General features: G+C 45.0%; 14 protein-coding genes. 4 read left to right on the top strand and 10 right to left on the bottom strand.

Features of this window, described 5'->3' with window-relative positions; translation table 11 throughout:
- Window positions 1-10: 10 nt before the first annotated feature.
- Genes BMX95_RS21965 through BMX95_RS21955 form a run of 3 tightly spaced genes read right to left on the bottom strand, consistent with a single transcriptional unit; the run spans window position 11 to window position 3,850 of the window.
- Window positions 11-1,615, bottom strand: coding sequence for a carboxylesterase/lipase family protein (locus BMX95_RS21965; protein WP_081197809.1), 1,605 nt, complete (start codon window positions 1,613-1,615; stop codon window positions 11-13).
- A 28-nt stretch (window positions 1,616-1,643) separates the two neighbouring features.
- Window positions 1,644-2,477 (bottom strand): sugar phosphate isomerase/epimerase family protein, encoded by an 834-nt coding sequence (locus BMX95_RS21960; protein WP_081197810.1) that lies wholly within the window; start codon window positions 2,475-2,477, stop codon window positions 1,644-1,646.
- A gap of 23 nt (window positions 2,478-2,500) precedes the next feature.
- Window positions 2,501-3,850 (bottom strand): Gfo/Idh/MocA family protein, encoded by a 1,350-nt coding sequence (locus tag BMX95_RS21955; RefSeq protein WP_242672998.1) that lies wholly within the window; start codon window positions 3,848-3,850, stop codon window positions 2,501-2,503.
- Window positions 3,851-4,107: 257 nt separating this feature from the next.
- Between BMX95_RS21955 and BMX95_RS21950 the strand changes: the two genes are divergently transcribed.
- Window positions 4,108-4,869, top strand: coding sequence for an acyl-CoA desaturase (locus BMX95_RS21950; protein ID WP_081197812.1), 762 nt, complete (start codon window positions 4,108-4,110; stop codon window positions 4,867-4,869).
- A gap of 184 nt (window positions 4,870-5,053) precedes the next feature.
- On the opposite strand, the gene BMX95_RS21945 is transcribed toward BMX95_RS21950, so the two are convergent.
- Entirely contained in the window at window positions 5,054-5,617 is a 564-nt protein-coding gene (locus BMX95_RS21945) for a dihydrofolate reductase family protein (RefSeq protein ID WP_081197813.1), read from the bottom strand.
- A gap of 66 nt (window positions 5,618-5,683) precedes the next feature.
- On the opposite strand from BMX95_RS21945, the gene BMX95_RS21940 reads away from it, so the two are divergent.
- Window positions 5,684-6,154, top strand: coding sequence for an aldehyde dehydrogenase family protein (locus BMX95_RS21940; RefSeq protein ID WP_081197814.1), 471 nt, complete (start codon window positions 5,684-5,686; stop codon window positions 6,152-6,154).
- 119 nt (window positions 6,155-6,273) lie between these two features.
- Here the strand turns inward: BMX95_RS21940 and BMX95_RS21935 are convergent, their stop codons facing one another.
- A complete protein-coding gene (locus BMX95_RS21935; RefSeq protein WP_081197815.1) occupies window positions 6,274-6,645 on the bottom strand; it encodes a hypothetical protein in 372 nt (123 codons plus the stop codon).
- Between the two features lie 199 nt (window positions 6,646-6,844).
- On the opposite strand from BMX95_RS21935, the gene BMX95_RS35035 reads away from it, so the two are divergent.
- Together BMX95_RS35035 and BMX95_RS21925 are read left to right on the top strand one after the other, a co-directional pair.
- Window positions 6,845-7,021: a hypothetical protein gene (locus tag BMX95_RS35035; protein ID WP_165758821.1), complete on the top strand. Its 177-nt coding sequence runs from the start codon at window positions 6,845-6,847 to the stop codon at window positions 7,019-7,021.
- 271 nt (window positions 7,022-7,292) lie between these two features.
- A complete protein-coding gene (locus BMX95_RS21925; protein ID WP_207631492.1) occupies window positions 7,293-8,735 on the top strand; it encodes a hypothetical protein in 1,443 nt (480 codons plus the stop codon).
- A gap of 6 nt (window positions 8,736-8,741) precedes the next feature.
- Here the strand turns inward: BMX95_RS21925 and BMX95_RS21920 are convergent, their stop codons facing one another.
- The 5 genes from BMX95_RS21920 to BMX95_RS21900 are packed head-to-tail and all read right to left on the bottom strand — an operon-like array spanning window position 8,742 to window position 17,949.
- Complete coding sequence (locus BMX95_RS21920) at window positions 8,742-9,758, bottom strand: glycoside hydrolase domain-containing protein (RefSeq protein WP_207631494.1); 1,017 nt, start codon at window positions 9,756-9,758, stop codon at window positions 8,742-8,744.
- 8 nt (window positions 9,759-9,766) lie between these two features.
- Window positions 9,767-13,405, bottom strand: coding sequence for a DOMON domain-containing protein (locus BMX95_RS21915; protein ID WP_081197817.1), 3,639 nt, complete (start codon window positions 13,403-13,405; stop codon window positions 9,767-9,769).
- A gap of 2 nt (window positions 13,406-13,407) precedes the next feature.
- Window positions 13,408-15,258 carry a hypothetical protein gene (locus tag BMX95_RS21910; RefSeq protein ID WP_090519561.1) on the bottom strand — a complete coding sequence of 617 codons (1,851 nt, stop codon included), beginning with the start codon at window positions 15,256-15,258 and terminating at the stop codon, window positions 13,408-13,410.
- Window positions 15,259-15,262: 4 nt separating this feature from the next.
- Window positions 15,263-17,167, bottom strand: a complete 1,905-nt coding sequence (locus tag BMX95_RS21905; protein WP_207631496.1) for a glycoside hydrolase family 88/105 protein — start codon at window positions 17,165-17,167, stop codon at window positions 15,263-15,265.
- A complete protein-coding gene (locus BMX95_RS21900) occupies window positions 17,119-17,949 on the bottom strand; it encodes an alpha/beta hydrolase (RefSeq protein ID WP_081197819.1) in 831 nt (276 codons plus the stop codon). Before BMX95_RS21900 ends, BMX95_RS21905 begins: the two co-directional genes overlap by 49 nt.

Genomic DNA, 17,949 nt, shown 5'->3' with positions numbered 1-17,949 from the left:
TAATTGAAAATCAACTTCCTGCCTGGATATAAGGCACCTTCTCAAATATCTTTCTTTCAGCGCCCCGCGGATCATCTTCCAAATGAGACGGTACATTAAACACCATTGTTTGTCGCCGCGGCAATTTATATTGTTCCCATTTAGGTATGCTGTTATTATTGGGATTACCGGTACGGGCGAACGCAATAAAGGTCTGGCTCATGATGTCAGCCATTTTTTGTGCCTGAGGCCCAATGGCCGTTGCACCGGGTTTATCGATATTGTCAAACACCAGTTGAATATCTGATGCATGAGGAGCCCCGAACTTTCCATTGTCTTTTGGCGTTGCCCAGTCCAATTGATAAGCATAAGTAGGCGCGCCGGATTTAGCACGTTCTTCAGCTTCAATGATAGCTCCCCGCCAGGATCTCGATGCCGTAGTGATCTTAAAAAATATGTCGCCCGGGGACAGCTGGGGGTATAATTTCCGATATTCATTTATTACCATTTCAGGCTGAATATCAACACGCATATTGGGTATCAGCTTTTCAGGCATTTGTTCCCATGTCATTGTAAAATTTGTCGGATCGCCGCCCAGGAAAGCCTTTGTTTCATCATGCGTATTTCCAATGATCATTGGAATGTGCGATGATTGGGCCGGAGCATCGGGATAAAAGGGATGCCGTAGTAATGATCGCTCATCCAGGACAGGCCCGAAATACACGCCGCCAAATGAAAGAACCGGATCTTTGGTGTTAAGGACTTCTACAATTTTTTGAAAAGGTATTGTCCGGATTTCATCTATCCTTTCGGGAGAAATTTTCAATGCATCTAAAATTGCCCGCGCTCTTAATGTTGCATTTAACGGCCCGCTTGCCGTTATCTGTTGACCGCTCATTGTTATTGCCTTTTGAAATAAGTCTTTTGCAGCAGGCATTGCCATCATAGTAGCAATTTTTGCTCCCCCACCCGATTGTCCGAATACCATTATATTCCCGGGATCGCCACCAAATTCTTCGATATTATCCCGCACCCATTTTAATGCCATAATAATATCGAGTTGACCTGCATTTCCGGAATCCGCGAGTTCATCTTTACCGAAACGGGCGAGATACAGATAACCAAAGGCATTTAGCCGGTGGTTGATCGATACCACCACTACATCACCCCGATTACAAAGACGAACTCCATCATAAAGTGGACTGGAACCTGAGCCTCCTGAATATGCGCCTCCATGTATGTAAAACAGTACAGGGCGCTTTTTTTTATCCCGGAGACCAGGAGTAAAAACATTTAGGAATAAACAGTCTTCGCTCATATTTCCTCCCCGCTGGCCTCCCTGTGGTGAAGATGCGCCATAGTCAACCGCATCTACAATGCCGCTCCATTTTTCTGGAGCAAGCGGTGACATAAAACGCCTTTTGGAAGTATCTGCGCCGTATCGTACCCCTTTAAAGACATTGATACCATTGTCCGTATAACCACGGATTTGTCCATAGATAGTTGTGGCAACAGGAGATTCGGCATTAAACGTAACTGAGGCGAAGGAAGGAATTGTAATCAGACCACTGGCTGCGATTCCTGAAGTTACAATGGCTGACTGTCGTAAGAATGTACGGCGATTAATTTCTGGCATGCAATCTATTTTTAAACGTATGTTTTACCTATATCAAAGCCATTGTGCCTTTGAAAAAGCCCATCGACTCGGCAAGTCCCGGCAGGGGGTCCTGCATATCCTTTTCAAATTCGAAGCTGCACACTCCCTTGTAGTTCACCTGGCGTAATGCCTTCATGAACCCTTCAAAATCAATAACCCCTCGTCCGATCTCTATCGTCTTTGCGTCCCTGGTATTTGCGGTCACGTCTTTAATATGAAGATCAAAAAGCCGGTCCTTATAAGCTTTTACAGCCCGAGCCGGGTCTACCCCCGCCCTGGTAGCATGACCAATGTCCAGGCAAAGGCCCATACGGGGATCCCGGTCTTTGATTCGATCATATACCTGCTGGGGACCAGGGTATAATTCATCTTCGGGACCGTGATTGTGGATGGCAAGACGGATGTTCAGCAATTTTACTTTTGTTTCTGCATAATCCAGCAGATCGTAGGTGGGTACGCCAACGATCATGTTCACCCCCACTTTCTTTGCATAGTCAAATGCCTGATCAACTGCTTCCTTGCTCTTCATATAGATCACCCCCACAGTATAAATGTTGATCCCGTTTTGTTGAAACTCGCTCACCACTGAGCGGATCTTTTCATCACTGCTTGATAAAGGGAGATATACGTCTTTCAGGGACAGATTGGAAACATCCAGCCGCTTCATCATTGTAATTGCAGCCGCCATTTCAATTTTGGAAAAAGTATATCCCGCAATACCAAGGGACAAATTGGGCTTTTTCAGCGCTGCGGATGCAGCAATACCTGCCAAAGGGACCTGCATGGCAGCAGTAGCAAGCCCAAGCGAGGCCAGTTGAATAAAGTTTCTCCTTGATGACATATAGATAATTTTCGATTTACATGTTATACCTTCGGTTCCCAGCCAGGTTCATACTCGCGCCCCCATAATTTCATCGCCTCTTTATCTTGCAGAATATGACCATTCTGCTGGTCGATATGGAGGGTATGCCCCACCCGCTGGGCGATATTACCTAACTGTACCCATAATGTGCTTTTAAATCCCTTTGTAACATCTGCATTGACAGGAGTATTCTGCCTGATGGCGTTTAAAAAATTGTCAATATGTACTGCGTCGAGTCCTTCATTGGGGCTGGCGGTATTACGACCATCTACAACTGCATTTGATTTTATTTCTTTCAACACATTTCCTTTTTCATCAAAAACGGTGTAGCCATCATGCCCCGTGAGCATTACACCTTTGGTACCATAAAACAACACCCCACGGTCGGCATCCTGCACCTTGTAAGGACTGCAGCTTCTTCCTTCCCATAAAACGGTCGCCTCCTTACATTGATACGTAATGAGCTGCGTATCGGGCGTTTGCCAGTCATCGGTAAAGAAATAGCGGCCTCCGGTAGAGTTCACCGTTAACGGATAATCAAGTCCCAGCCCCCAACGCGCCACATCAATTTCATGCGTACCATTATTTAAAGCTTCTCCTGTGCCCCAATGCCAGAACCAGTGCCAATTATAATGGATCAGGTTGTCCTGGTATGGTTTGCGGGGAGCAGGGCCCTGCCAAAGCTCGTAATCCAGTCCGGGCATTACCGCCGTTTGTTTACCTATACCAATGGATTTCCTGTTATTGGTATACCAGCATTTGACCATATAGATCTTCCCAATAGCGCCTGCGTGCAACTGCTCAATACCTTCAGAAAGCAATTTCCACGACCTTCTTTGTGTACCCACCTGGAAAATCCGTTTATACTTTGCTGCTGCTGCAACAGCCAATTCGCCTTCCCGGGGATTGTGCGAAAGGGGTTTTTCACAATACACGTGTTTACCGGCAGCGCAGCTTAAGATAGAGGCAGGTGCATGCCAGTGATCGGGCGTGGCAATGTAAACAGCATCTACATTTTTGTCAGTCAACATCTTTCGGAAATCATTCTCACCCTTAGGGGCCTGCTTTCCAGCTTTTACAACCTCATTGATCCCCTTTTGACGGGCCTTTTCTTCCACATCGCACATATACGCCACATTGGTAAGCGGCTGTTTGGCAAAGATGGCCGCCATACCTGCTCCCCGGCCATTACAGCCAATCACTGCCATTTGAACCGTGTCATTAGCCCCGATAATTCTGCGATAACTTTTGGCCGTAAAACTGCTGGTAATACTCCCTGCAGTCAGCGCAGCTGCAGTGCCTGCCATATTTTTTATAAACTTTCTACGGGATGATTTCATCTCTTTTCGCATAATAGTTCATTATTTTTTTCGCAAAGTCACTACAATATAATCTTTTAGCAGATAGGTCGGCCTGACAATTACAGAATTACCGGGTGTATTATGAGCCCTGTCACAGATGAGTTCCGCATTGTAATTTAATTAACGTTATTTGCTGTAACTTGCGCCCCGATAGATTTTGTGTATTACTTTTTTATTTTCACTCCGGCTTATCAGCGCTTTAGAAATGAAATCAGTTTTCCGCATGTTCTATTTCAAAAATTAACACTATGTGGATGCTGATCATTTTTATTATCATCTGGTATTCTTCTCTTTTTTGTCAAACCTTTTTTCAACACAGGTATGCCGCTCACCAGGCATTTACCATGAATAAATTCTGGGAAAGGGCGTTTTTTATTTTTACTTACCTGACACAAGGCTCATCTTATCTGAGTCCCCGGGCCTATGCTGTCATGCACCGGATGCACCATGCCTATACTGATACCGAAAAAGACCCCCATTCGCCGGAGTATTCAAAAAATATGTTGGAAATGATGGTGCGCACCAGGCAGATCTATAGCAGTATCTATAAAAATGAATATGAAGTAGAAGAGCAGTTTCTTCGTAATCTGCCCGATTGGCCGGCATTTGATAAATGGGCCCACTCTACTTTTTCCCGTGTAATCTGGATACTTGGTTATACAGCATTATTTCTTTGGCTAAGCCCATCCCTCTGGTGGTTGCTGTTATTACCTATTGTAATTGTTATGGGGCCGCTTCATGGCGCTATCATCAACTGGTTTGCCCATAAATATGGGTATACCAATTTCAAACTAAAGAACACCTCCCAAAACCTGTTTTCCGTTGACTTTCTTATGCTTGGCGAATCCTATCATAATAATCATCACAAAAGCCCTACTGCTATTAACTTTGGTAAACGCTGGCATGAAGTAGATCCCGTTTATCCCGTAATCCGGTTATTGGCATCGCTACGGATCATTACTTTACGTGGTGACAAGCATAAAGCAAAAAAAACTTCCGAAGCCAACTAACATCACTATCCCGGTTTTTGCATTTAGCGTACTTGTTGATCTTGGAATTTTATTGGCAAAATACCTTCAGACCCTATGGATTTGAAGGTATTTTAGTTTATTGCCTTAATTCTTTTGTCTTAATTGTAACAAGCACTGACGCCAATGTAAGTAATAACTTATCCCACCTTTGTGACAGGAAACTTTATGCCTGCGCTGTACTTGTTAGCGGCCCATAATAAAGAATAACTGCACCACCGCTAAACGTTTTGGTCTTTATGAGTTTAAGGGTAATTTTTTCGCTGATGTTTTTAAATAACGGTAACCCACTTCCAGCAACAACAGGGTGAACACAAAGCTGGTATTCGTCTATTAAATTAAGTTTCGTTAAAGCTACAATCAAACTCGGACTGCACACAAAAATGTCTTTACCCGATTGTTGTTTGAGTTCCAAAACTTCTTTCTCAAGGTCCTGGCTTGCTAATTTCGCGCTTTTCCAATCTACGCTTTTCAGTGTATGGGAAAAAACAATCTTTGGGGTGTTGTCTATTGCGACAGCAAAGTCGTCCATTGCTTTATCGCCGGTGGGATTTTCCAGCACGGTTCGCCAAAATTCCATAAGCTGATAGGTTATCCTGCCATATAAGGCGGTGCCGGCACTTCTCAACAGGTCAGCGTAATGTTGATGGATCTCTTCGTCAGGGACACCTGAGGTATGGTCACAAAACCCGTCAATCGTCATGTTGATTGCTGCAATTACTTTTTTCATATTTTATTTTTTATCAGGCTGTTTCCTGGGTTGACCTACATAGCATGCAAATAAATAAATTAACAACTGAAGCCAGCCACTACAGCCATTAACATAAAATTAAAGATCGGCCCAAATTTTCGAGCTGTTTCATTTTTAGATCGCCTTCCTTTCGCCGGTGGGTTAGGCAGGCCTGAAGGACTGTCGGATGGTTATTATGTAAATCCAACAGTTTTCTGCGGCGTAACCAATAACATGACGATTGCCCGGGAAGAAATTTTTGGTCCTGTACTGTCGATCATTACATATCGAACTGAAGAAGAAGCTATCTCTATCGCCAACGATACCGTCTATGGCCTTCATGCCTATGTGAGTTCTTCCAATATAGAGCGTGCTAACCAGGTTGCCGCACAGATCAATGCCGGCAGGGTGGCTATCAATACGATTTACCATGATGCATTGGCTCCTTTTGGAGGGTTCAAACAATCAGGGATCGGCAGAGAAGGAGGAATTTATGGGCTGGAAGAGCAATTGGAGACAAAAGTTATTATCGGTTAATGCCTGGCGTTCTTAATGAAAAAGCCTTGAAATTTATATATAAGAATTTCAGGGCTTTTTTAGCCTGCATTAATGTTCATACCCTTCGCCAATCAATCCTCCATTTTCATTGTCCGGTCTTATTTAGACAAAAAATTTCCTGGAAGCCGCAAGCCTTCTTCACTCGACACGACTTTACTCATAACTTTTTGAAGCCCCTTGGGAATCAGGTCGATTTCCAGCTGAGTAAGCGGCTGAAGCAGTTCAATGAATTCATCCTCGTCATCATAGTATCCAAACCACAATACCCATTTGTCATCAGATAGCAGGCGTATCGCCATCTCCTTGTCCTCTTCATAAACATGCACTTTTATTACTGCCCACTGTTCGTCGTCCTCATCTTCAAAGTAAACCTCAACGGTATCTCTGCTCACTACTTCTGTCACGATCTTCTCCACGAGGGAGCCAGGATGCTTTTTTACGAGTTCTTCGTATGTCATTTTGTTTGCCATAGATGCCGCAAAGATAATGCGTGTTGGGCAAATAATATTTTTGATCCATTGTAAGTTCAATTCATCTATCAATAAGAAAACCCCTGAAAATCAGGGGCTTAAATTTCGTGGAGTCGAGGGAGTTCAGCCGAACCCTCTTAGAACGAATACTGCAAACCCAACTGCAGTTGGTGCCTGCTTCCCAGATAATCTACCGAGTATGGCTTTCCTGGCGACAGGAACGTATAAACCGGGTATACCTAAAAAAGAAATGCACCAACCCGAAAGCTGGTGCAGTATTGAAATATTATGGCCGGATTTTAATAATGCCTATAATAACGTGATGGCTCATGGTGTCTATAATGATGATCGTGATAACCTCTTTCCCTGGTTATAATACATCCCGGTAACAGAGATATGCTAATGGCAGCAACAAATAGTATTTTCAAAATTTTTATATTCATAATTACCGTTTTTATATGTACAGTATTTAAAATTAATACCAACATATATAAGACCTTTGTTTGGGGAATAAGTAAAAGGTGGTGCAGTTAAAATAATGTAAAAGGGTTGAATGTGCTAACCGAGGGAGTTCTAAACCAACCTCTCTTACAGTTTCATCAATTTCAAAGGTTGGGAAGTATCACCCCCAGTAAAATGTCCTATGCATGACTGCGCGTTCCCGGTTTGAGAATAGCCCTCTGATGGCATTTTCATTGGCAGGTTTTAGAAAAGGAAGTTATATTTACAAGAATATGGATGAAATAAAAGACAGACGATACATAAAAGAAATAATTAGGGAATATGCTACCCGCTTTGTTTCCTGGGGAGCACCGGAGAGCTGGGACCTGGATCAATTCAAGACACTGGAGAATATGATCCTTGAGTCTACCGATGTTACGGTAAATGCTAATACACTTAAAAGATTTTTTCAACAGCGTACAGGCAATCCCCAACTGGCCACCAGGGATGCCCTTTGTCGCTTTTTAGGATATGCCGGATATACTGATTTTGTGATCAAAAAGACCCGCATAGAAGAGGCAGCTACGGTCACCACTGAAATTAACATACCAGAGCAGGCAACCGGACAAAAAGAAGAGATTACAACTCCCATTTTCAATTCAATACAAACGCCAGCCCAAAAATCGAACAAGATATATATCTACCTGCTTTCCGTGTTGTTATTAATCCTTTCGGGATATCTTTTGTATACTTTGAAGATCAAAGAAATTTATACAAACTACCTGTTGTCGAAAATAAGTTTTACAGCGGCAAATCCCAAAGGTGTCAACCCCCTGACAGTCACATTTTCGTATAGCATTCCTTCATCTTTACTGAAAGATATCAAGCTGGTTTATGAAGAAGCAAATGGCGATACTGCGGAAAAACAATTAAGCAGGCCTGTGGGAAAAGTAAATGCTACTTACATCAATGAGGGAGATGGATATTGCCAGGTACAATACAAAGGACGCACTATAAAAAGCATACTTATTGAAAACCGAAAATCCGGCTGGTCTATTTTCACCCGTAACGAACGAAAAGGTATTTTCAGAACATTGCCTATCTATGAGGCGTATAAAAAAGAAGGATATGTGAGCCTGCCCCTGGATAGTGTAGTACCGGAAGCGCGCCCCGGTCATTTATTTGTGAGTTATGTTTACTATAAAGACAAGCTGGTGGATGGTGATAATTTTATGTTTGAGGCCAGGGTTCGTAATTCGGTAAAAGACTTCGCCATTCCTCGCTCAGACGTTATGATGTACATTCTTTCCAATACAGGCAGACATGGTTTTGCATTGAATGAAGCAGGTTATGCGTATATCAAATTCATCAGCGGTGAAAAGAATATCAAGGGCGACGATTATAATCTGAGCAAATTCAATTTTAACGCTTCCGACTGGCATGTGATGGGTATCAGAGTAGAAAATAAAAGATCCACCTTCTATCTCGATGGACAAAAGATCTACAACATCGATTACACGCAACCCATAGGGTCAGCCAATGAATTGATCCTGCGATTCAAGGGCTGTGGCGCCGTGGATTACGTAAAAGTGAGTAAGCTTAATGGCCAGGTTGTATACGAACAGGACTTCGACTCCCTGCTGCAATAATTATATTTATTGTAGTTCTTCCGGCGTTATCAATGAATGATACAGGGCCGTATAGAAAATTGTTTTGATCTTTTCTGACGCATTGATCCTTATTTTGGCTAATTCCTGTTGCCATTTTAACTGCGTTTGGGTGAGTGTTTCGTTAAAATCCCAATGCGGAATTTCGGTCAACAGGTTCTCCAGCGCATTTTCGATACTTACAGGCGATATACCCACCTTCACCAGCACCATTTCGTTTTTCGACGTCTCAAAATTCAATATGGCTTTTACATTTCTGCCGGCTGCTGTTTTCCCTTTGATAAAATTTTCATCCACTGCAATAGAAGCGTTAAATGGCTTCGACACTTTTATTGCATAAAACAATTGTTGGTGAGCCCGGTATTTTTCACCCGGTTCCCCCCAGCCTTTTGTTTTTCTTTCGCCGGTAATAGTGCAGCTATCCAGCACATTCAGTGTGGTGTATTGCACCGAATCGGTAGCATAATGACGAGAATGGTCCAACACGATATGGGAGGTTGTACTGGCTGGAAAAGTATAACGATGAAAACCGCAACGGGGAGAAACCGTTAATTCAGCAGTAATATCATAGTCCTTCAGTTTTACTTTGTAATAACCAGGTGAGGCAGTTTCTTCATCGTGCGAAAATCGCGAACGGTATCCGTCACCGGGTTTTGAGCTGGTGCCCGCATTCAATTTTATTTTTCCTACAGCAGGCATCAGCATTACATCCATCAGGTCGGAACGTCCAATAGCGGAAAGATGCGTGAGAGAAAAGCCTGTTATGGAACTGTCTGAATAATGATAACCCGAACACCTGTCCCACCCTTCGAGGCCGGTATCGGGGCTCAGTTGTACCATGCCCGAGGGATAAGCGGCGCCTGGAAAGGTGTGGCCATGGCTGCCTGTGCCAATGAATGGGTTCACAAAGGCCAGCACATCTGCATTGTTTTGCTGATCATTTGCCGTCGCACCACACCCCATCACGAAGGGGATGAACAGGATTGAAACTATATATCTGATCATGGTTTGTATTATTTTTCTACACCAAATTCTACTTCATTGGCCCAGTGTTCTTTCCAGTCGGGATGAAAAGCCCGGGAATTTACTTTTGAAACGCTGCGGTCACGGGCCAGCTCCATACAGGCAGCACCGGCAGCATCATCATTGATCCTGGCGGAGAATTTTATTTTCCCGCCCTGGTCAATGATCCGTTTCACGTCGGGAATTTCACTCCAGGGAATGGCGCATTCCGTATACAGTGTATTGCCTTTTCGAACGGTTATCAGTTTGCCATTCTTTACAGCGCCATCAAACGGCGATTTGGGCTGACGCGGGAAGAAGTGTTTACGGGGCATACCGGGCACCAACATTCGCCAGATCTCAAAACCACCGCCATATTCTTCGGCAACTGTGTTTAAAGCATATTCATAGTCGGTGCACTTATAACCGGTATAACGCGGCATTGTGCCTTTTGCAGCCGCCTCCATTCCATCTTCACCAATGGGGATCACGTTGAACGCGATCAGGATGTTGTCAAATTTTTCACCGATCATTCCATCGGGCAGCGTACCTGTTTTGCGATAGGAAAAACGCCGCACTCCTTTGGGCCATACCAGGGGCACCAGGTCGTCTTGTGAAACGGGGGTGCATTGCATGTTTGCGGGTAATGTGGTGGCTGACCCCGGCAGGTAATACCCTGCTTTCCCATAAATACCTATCCAGTTGCCCTGGGTATCGAAATCTTTTGTCACCAGTATGGCTGATGCATTTTTGTTAGTTGTATCGATAAGTTCATTGGTAGTGTCGAAGAAAATGCCTGCCAGCTTTGTAGTATTTCTCCAGCTATCCCAACTTGTAGCGGAACAGCGGATACGCAGCTTTCCAGTCAAATTGAGGTTCAGGTAAGCTCCGTTCCAACAATTCTCAATGGTGGTATTCAATATTTCCTTTCCGCTTTCCCGGTCGTAGATAGTTATTAAAACATTTCTTTGGTTGATGCCGGGAAAATAGAATGCGGTCCGGGTATACCTGTCAACCGGCAGATCGAGATCCATGCCGATAGCACGTGTGGTAGCCGTGTTCTCAAAATAATTCAGCACCCGGCCACCAGCGGGCAATTGCAACGCGCCTTTATTATCAGCCTCAACCGGTTGCTTGATCAATGCCGATCCCATCGCATACATAGTTTGCATGTAGGCGGTATCTGGATAAAAGTATTGGTCATCATCACGGAATTCAAACCGGGGCGCACCCTTGTTCGGAGTATTATCGGCTACCCGGGCAGCAAAATAAAAATAGTTGTCATCATAGGCCATGTAGGTATTGGCCAGTCCTTCAGCTACCCTATCCATCTTTTCATACGGATGCCAGGCCGCGTCTGTCAATGAAATACTGGCTTTGCCTGCTCCTTTTATTGTTTGCGGAATAACACCGGTCCAGTCGTTTAACACGCCATCTACATTAATAGTCTTTTTGGCAATGTAGTTTACGTGCATCTCTTCATAGTGTTGGGCAAAGCCATCATTCCCCGCATCGAAATGTACCTGCAGGGGATAGCTGTTGTCATTACTGGCAGCGCCGCTCTTTACTGTAACGGCGATGGTTTTGCTCTCATTCGGTTTAAACGTAACTGTTTGCGGATAGTTTAATTCCAGGTTCCCAATGGTAACATGTAATTTACCCTTTATGGGCCGGTTTAAAATATTCGTCAATTGCAATTGCATGCCCGGCTTTGTATCAACAGGGGCTGTAAAATCTTTTGGAATGATCTCCAGTGGTTCGTATCCTTCTATTCTTGCATGGCTGACAGCTGCTACCAGTTTGTCGAATGCGCCGCTGCTGCCATTTGCCCGAATAAAATAGCCCTGGTAATTCAGCGGTATGGTAAAGAACCCAATTTGCGGCGCCACCTGGTTACCATAAAAATCATACAGCGAAAAAGAGGGATCGGCTTTCACCGTCATTTTACCATCGGTGATGGGATAATATTGCCCCAGTTCGCCTTCTATATTTTTTCGTGCGGCATCATCCGTTGTAGTTTTTAACTGGTTGAACAAAACCTGTCTTCTTTTGGCTTCGGTGAGGCTTCGCACATTGCGGAAAAGGACATGGGTGGCGCCAAATGCGTCGCCCAGATCGCCGGCGATAACCAGGGTGCCATCTTCTTTGTTATTGTTGTATCCATCAAACACCATTACCCAGGGAAGGCCATTTTGAAACAACAGGCGGTTGAATCCGCGCTCACCGATCAGGTTTTGCACAGCACCCATGGCAGCAGCAGTAGACCAGGTGTTGTGTAATTTCGGGACCGTTTCTGTTCCATTCTTCGTTCTAACCCCCATGCTTTGCACTGAGCGGTGCGGATCGCCGGAATACATATAACCGCCATAAACACCCATTGACCGGTCGTAGCCTGTCGAACGGTTCGCAGCCACTACCAGCCCTATACGATCATCTGTATTACCCACCCAGCTTTCCGTATCCCAGATCTTCACTTTTCCTTTATACTCTTTGCGGTTGTTCCATTCGGGATACAATACCGGCGATTCCATTCCCTGATAGTGGATGGAAAGGAAATCAAAAATGGGCAACATTTTCAAAGTACCATCGGAAAAGAACTTATCCCATACATTGGAATTGGAATCACCGCCGCCTACCAGCACATCCCTGTTTTCCTTTCGTGCTTCCAGTACAGCTTCGGCCATTTTAGTATAGATCTCGCGATACCGGAGCATATCTGCCTGCCAGCCGGAGATTGAAGTACCTTCCCAGGGTTCATTCCACAAACAGACCGCGGTAACCGGTCCATTGGGCCAGCCATAATCGAGGCATAACTCTTTTACATATTTTTTGAAATCCGCATCCATGTCCGGCATCCAGGCAAGGTCCTGTTTGGTGCGAAGCATTTTTCCGCTGCTGTCAAGGTGTGGCCGGCTAATGCCAAGCGGCATGGATTGCGCAGTTTGTCCCTCCCCAAACATCAGCATTACCGTAATGTTGTTGTCCTTAAAGTTCTTCATCTGGCGCTTCAACTCCTGCATATATGTTTGGTAGTTCGGATTGGTGGTTGCGATATAGGGCACCCCAAAACGAATGGCCTGCACCCCTACCCGCCGCAGGAAATCAACCCCCAGGTAATCGAGCGATTGTTTGGGATATTGCATTTTCACCGGCGAAGGTTTCATGCTCAGCACAAAGCTGGTGCCCAGCCTGCGCCCGTACTTACCCAGATCAAAAACTACGGCATAGCCGCCATATTCTTTAATATCATCAATGGTCAAATCAGTATTGAGGTAGCCGTTAGCCGCAATATTCAGGGTAACAGGCACCGCCTTTTGATAATCCAGTTTTACCATTTTGGGTAGCCAGGTATCGTTGGGGATCCCTTTTGTTCCATAACGGATCACATACATCTTCCCTTCCACCCCGATGGGCTGGTTAGTATTATTGATCAACTGAAATTTCAACCGGATCTTATCGCCCGGCCAGAATACGTTGGCCGGCGCCGATGACTCAATCAGGTTCACCTCATAGTTATAACTTCTCAATCCGTTCTTTACACCCAGTACTTCTTCGTAACCTGCCCAGTCCTGCGGCTCTTTCATTTGGCTGATGGCCAGCTGCGCACACAAAAGGGATAAGACGCCCAGTATAAAATGTTTTACCTGCATAATTATTTAGGATCGGTTTCGAAATCGTTTTTTATTCTGAATTCATCGTTTGGCCTTTTCAGGGCACGAACTGCCAGACCACTACCCGATAACCGGAGATAGTTGCTATCTGTAGTTGCCGTTATCTCCGGCACTTTTGATTCTTCTTTACCAGTTAACACAGAAAGGAATAACCCGGTTACTGCTTCCTGCATGGCAGCCAGGTTGACTATTTTTTTACTGCCCGAATAAATGACATAGTCTGCCCATTTCTTATCTGCCGAACCGCCCAGTTCCCAATGTCCCTGCAGTTCACCCCAATTACTATAAGGAATTTGAATTGCCATGCTGATTGGACCAGAGGTGAACAATAATTCATTTTTCTTTTTATCGATGATTGAAAAAACAGCAGTACTAATATCACCACCGGTCTCTATGCGCAGGCGCAGATCGGCAGCAGTAATGGCTGAATCCTTTATACGATCAATATTCGGGTGCTTATCGCCGCCGTTATATGCTACATTCAGAATGGATAGTACGTTTTCAGCATCCTGCACGCTCTTAATGTGTACGGCAGAAAAGTCATACAGATCGTGCAAAAAACGCACGCGCAAATAAGAAGGTGTTTCCGGTGTGCCCCAATGCGCTATCAATGGCCGGCATTGGTTCCAGCAATAACCCTGGTTAACAGAGGCAAGCGCATATTGAGGATGTGCATATAATTTCCCTACAATATCTTTTGCCTGCCTGTCTCCATCACCATACCCCGCATGATCCCGGGCCAGGTAATTTCCTGCAATAAAGGTGTCGATTGTTATACGGGGTAAAGTTTGATGTAGGAATTGGGGAATTATATTGGAAGGGATCTCATGCGGCTCCAGTACATGCGGTTCTCTTGGATAAACGCCAGGCAGCTCAATCTGACCGTGGGAGGCATAATAAAATAATTGTTTCAGTTCCGGTGTCAGCAGGTCATTGTAGGCCCTCAGGTTAGGGCCGCACCATTGGCCGGAAGGCTGGTGAAAATGCCGCGCGATCATGCTCCAGCACAGCGCATACAATTCATCAACCATTTTCTTATCCATGGGGTTGATGATTGCCTGTTTCATTCGCAGCAGTTCATTCATGGCCACTACGGTGTAGGTGGGGCTGTTGTATTCGGTGAAACCCTTGCTGTTCTTTGTATAATTATAAAAATAATGCAGCTTATTCATTCCATACCTGCCTATGTCCGGCACCTCATATAAATTCCCCACCACATAACAAACATAGGTGCCCATGATGCAGATATTGGTATAGTCTGCTTTCACATCTCTTTTCATGATGGAGCGTGCCGCAAGAATAAGGGCTTCTTTTATTTGCGCTTTCAGTGCTGCATTAAGATGCGCTGGTGCAGTCAGTAAGATATCAATTAAGTATACCGATATAAAATCGGCCCAGTTGTAATCAACGGGTGCTTTACGGCCTTTTAACGGGTCTTCGGGATAATATGGCCATACCCCGCAATATGGTTGACTTGTATCCTTTTCCTGCAAGGGCAATATTGCTTTTACAATATCAATTCCACGTTGTATGCACGCCGCATCGTCGGTATGCATCAACGCAGCCGCATATTGTATGGAGCTGCGCGTGTCATGCACTTTTACCCCGCTGTCCAGGTCGCTGTGGTAATGCTTTTCCTTTGTGATGGACCAGATCATTTTTTTGCCATCATCATATTTCGCTTCGCTTGCAACCAGTTCTTTTTTAAGCAAAGCAATTGCTTCTTTATTTAAACGGGATGGCCTTGTTTGAATGTTGCTGTTGTGCGTACTACATCCAACCCAAAATAAAAAGCAGGTGGTTGCAACAACCAGGATCGTTAGTTTTTTCAATTGTTCACTTTTTTTGCTGGTCCAACATTTTCTGTACTTCCATCCCTGCAAAGATCACGGCAAAAGAGCCGTGGGTATCGTCGTCATAAAATGGCCGTGTCATATAGTAGTTCACATCTTCTGAGCACATAGTGCCTACACAGATCTTATGCACAGTACCGTCGTCTTCAATTTCAGAAGCGGTGGCCTTCCATCCTTTTTCAACAATGGGGGTGAACTTTTTTGCATCCAGCCAGCCGAGTCGTACCCCTCTTGCCATTGCCATGGTAAAGATGGCTGTACCAGACACTTCTACGGGCGAATCGTCGCGGTTGATCACGTTGTGCCAAAATCCCTCGGGACTTTGGTAACGGGACAATGAATTGGAAAAATCGCGGTAGAGGTTCAGAATGGCTTTGTATTTGGGATGGTCGTTGGGCAACGCCATCAACACCTCGGTCATGGCCCAAATAGCCCAGCCATTGGCCCGAGACCAGTAAGGCAATTTCACCTGTGGGCGCGATGAATAACTGGCATGCATGAAAAGCCGTGCCTCCCTATCCCACACATGTTTTGAAAAATCCAGGATCTGGCTGGCAGCATCATCAAAAAATAATTTCCTTTGTTCGGGATCACTGGTATATAACCCTGCCTGCATTAAGAATGGAATACCCATAAACATATCATCCACCCATACGGTGTATTCCTCCGGTGTGGTGCGCGTGTAGTTCGTATAGCCTTTACTTCTTATCTGGCCAACCCGCGCATACTCCATCATCCTATCGATGTAGGTTTTATAGATGGATTCATTTTTAAAGTTCTTTTCTTTTCGCAGGCGATAGATAAGTGGTAATGAAGGGGCCAATGTAAAATCAAGAAGCCTGGAATTGATGACCATGGCATTTGCCGAGTTATACGACCTGAGTTTATTTACCTGGTAATCAACAAAAGGCATTCCTTCCATTTGGAAATCGCAGAAATTGCCGGCCCACTGATCGTATTTTTTTTCGCCGGTCAGCTCGCTCAGTTGTTCCATTGCCCAGGCTACGCCGCCATTGTGATAATTCCATTGGTACGTGGTACCCCAAGCTTTGGCATCAATAACATCGCCCAGCACTTCTGTTTTGGGAACCGTCCAGGTTATGGGGCCGGCAAGCCCGGGATACATGGTGCCGAACCGGCATTCCTTTTCCGGCTCATGTTCAGTATCTATGCCCGCTGCAAATGGACCGATCACCAGCCAGTTACTGAGGGAGGCCACACTGCTGTCTACATGCTGTACGTGTTTCAATCCTATTGCCGGATACGCGCGCGGGCCATCGAGCACGGCATCTTTTTCGCTGGGCGGCTGTAAAAACACACACCATTCTTTTCCTGTGGTAGCTGATTTTATTAAAAGACTGTTGCTTCCCTTTTTGAGGTGTACGGGAAAAGCAGCCGACATGCTCATGCTTCTTTCATCCCGTTTTATTTCAATATCCCGTCCCCCTTTTTTCTCGTACACAAGCGTTCCATTGCACCAGACCTTGCAGGCATCATTGTGCGCTATTTCTATGGTGAACAGGGTATCTTTTAAAACTGTCAGCTGCGTAAAGCCATAAGCTACGGCTTCTTTTCCTTTGCCGAACGTTCTTCCAAAATCAACAAAGTTCAGTCCATTGAACACCTGAGTATGTATTGGCAATATCAGCTTGTAGGCAAAAGGTGTTTCGCGGATCAGTTTATCGCCGATCTTTTTTATTTTATTTACAGGTTGAAGGTCATCTTTACCTGTCTGGGCTTCACTGTTGGTGATCAATAAAAGAACAAAGAACAATACACTTATACATTTCTTCCTTATCACTATCATGTCTGTTAATCTTTTTAATGCTACCTGCCTGGTTAATTTCCTGAAAGTGCCTGCAGCCACTTCGTCAATGCGGCCGTCCATTCTTTTTTAAAGAGAAAGTTGTCGTTCAACGCCCAGCCATGCCCGCCTTTTGGATATACATGCAGCTCGGCCGGTACTTTATTTTTATGTAATGCTTCATAATAGTAAATACTGTTAAGAGAGGATACCGTTTTATCGTCATCGCTCACCACTATGAATGCCCGCGGCGTTTGTTCTGTTACCTGCAATTCATTGGAATATTCCTTTACCAGGCGGCGCTTTGGTTTTTCGCCCAACAGCGATTTGCGCGAACCGGGATGCGTAAGCCCTTCTTTCATGGAGATAACCGGGTAGAGCAGGATCTGGAAAGCGGGTCGCTCACTGGCGGCCCCATGCGTACTTAAGGTGGCAGCCAAATGCCCCCCTGCAGAGGCACCCATGATGCCCAGTTTATTGGTATCTATATGCCATTCCGCCGCATGTTCCTTTACCAGTTGCATGGCTTTTTTTGCATCACTCAACGGAACGGTGGTACGGCCTTTGGGCAACCGGTACTTCAATACAATACAGGCAATTCCCTGTTCATTGAACCAGGGCCCAAATTTTGTTCCTTCTTTTTCCAGGGCCAACCCGGAATACCCCCCACCCGGACAAGCGATCACCGCCACCCCATTTCCTTTCTCGGGTATAAACACTTTAAGCAATGCATCGGCATAATCTTCCACCCCGGCTTTTTCGGGCCATAAGGGTAACTCTCTGTACTGCTGGCCTATGGCGAGTGTAACGGAGGTGCTTGCCAGCAAGAACAATAGGGCTGCTTTAAAACAGAGCTGGTTCTTCAT

Source organism: Niastella yeongjuensis (assembly GCF_900110245.1).
Taxonomy (GTDB): domain Bacteria; phylum Bacteroidota; class Bacteroidia; order Chitinophagales; family Chitinophagaceae; genus Niastella; species Niastella yeongjuensis.
This window is presented reverse-complemented; position numbering and strand designations above follow the sequence as displayed.

Excerpts from the sequence above, each read along its gene's own strand:
- BMX95_RS21965 (WP_081197809.1), bottom strand. The coding sequence starts at position 1,615 with ATGCCAGAAATTAATCGCCGTACATTCTTACGACAGTCAGCCATTGTA.
- BMX95_RS21960 (WP_081197810.1), bottom strand. The coding sequence starts at position 2,477 with ATGTCATCAAGGAGAAACTTTATTCAACTGGCCTCGCTTGGGCTTGCT.
- BMX95_RS21955 (WP_242672998.1), bottom strand. The coding sequence starts at position 3,850 with ATGCGAAAAGAGATGAAATCATCCCGTAGAAAGTTTATAAAAAATATG.
- BMX95_RS21950 (WP_081197812.1), top strand. The coding sequence starts at position 4,108 with ATGTGGATGCTGATCATTTTTATTATCATCTGGTATTCTTCTCTTTTT.
- BMX95_RS21945 (WP_081197813.1), bottom strand. The coding sequence starts at position 5,617 with ATGAAAAAAGTAATTGCAGCAATCAACATGACGATTGACGGGTTTTGT.
- BMX95_RS21935 (WP_081197815.1), bottom strand. The coding sequence starts at position 6,645 with ATGGCAAACAAAATGACATACGAAGAACTCGTAAAAAAGCATCCTGGC.
- BMX95_RS35035 (WP_165758821.1), top strand. The coding sequence starts at position 6,845 with ATGGCTTTCCTGGCGACAGGAACGTATAAACCGGGTATACCTAAAAAA.
- BMX95_RS21925 (WP_207631492.1), top strand. The coding sequence starts at position 7,293 with ATGACTGCGCGTTCCCGGTTTGAGAATAGCCCTCTGATGGCATTTTCA.
- BMX95_RS21920 (WP_207631494.1), bottom strand. The coding sequence starts at position 9,758 with ATGATCAGATATATAGTTTCAATCCTGTTCATCCCCTTCGTGATGGGG.
- BMX95_RS21915 (WP_081197817.1), bottom strand. The coding sequence starts at position 13,405 with ATGCAGGTAAAACATTTTATACTGGGCGTCTTATCCCTTTTGTGTGCG.
- BMX95_RS21905 (WP_207631496.1), bottom strand. The coding sequence starts at position 17,167 with ATGGACGGCCGCATTGACGAAGTGGCTGCAGGCACTTTCAGGAAATTA.
- BMX95_RS21900 (WP_081197819.1), bottom strand. The coding sequence starts at position 17,949 with ATGAAGAACCAGCTCTGTTTTAAAGCAGCCCTATTGTTCTTGCTGGCA.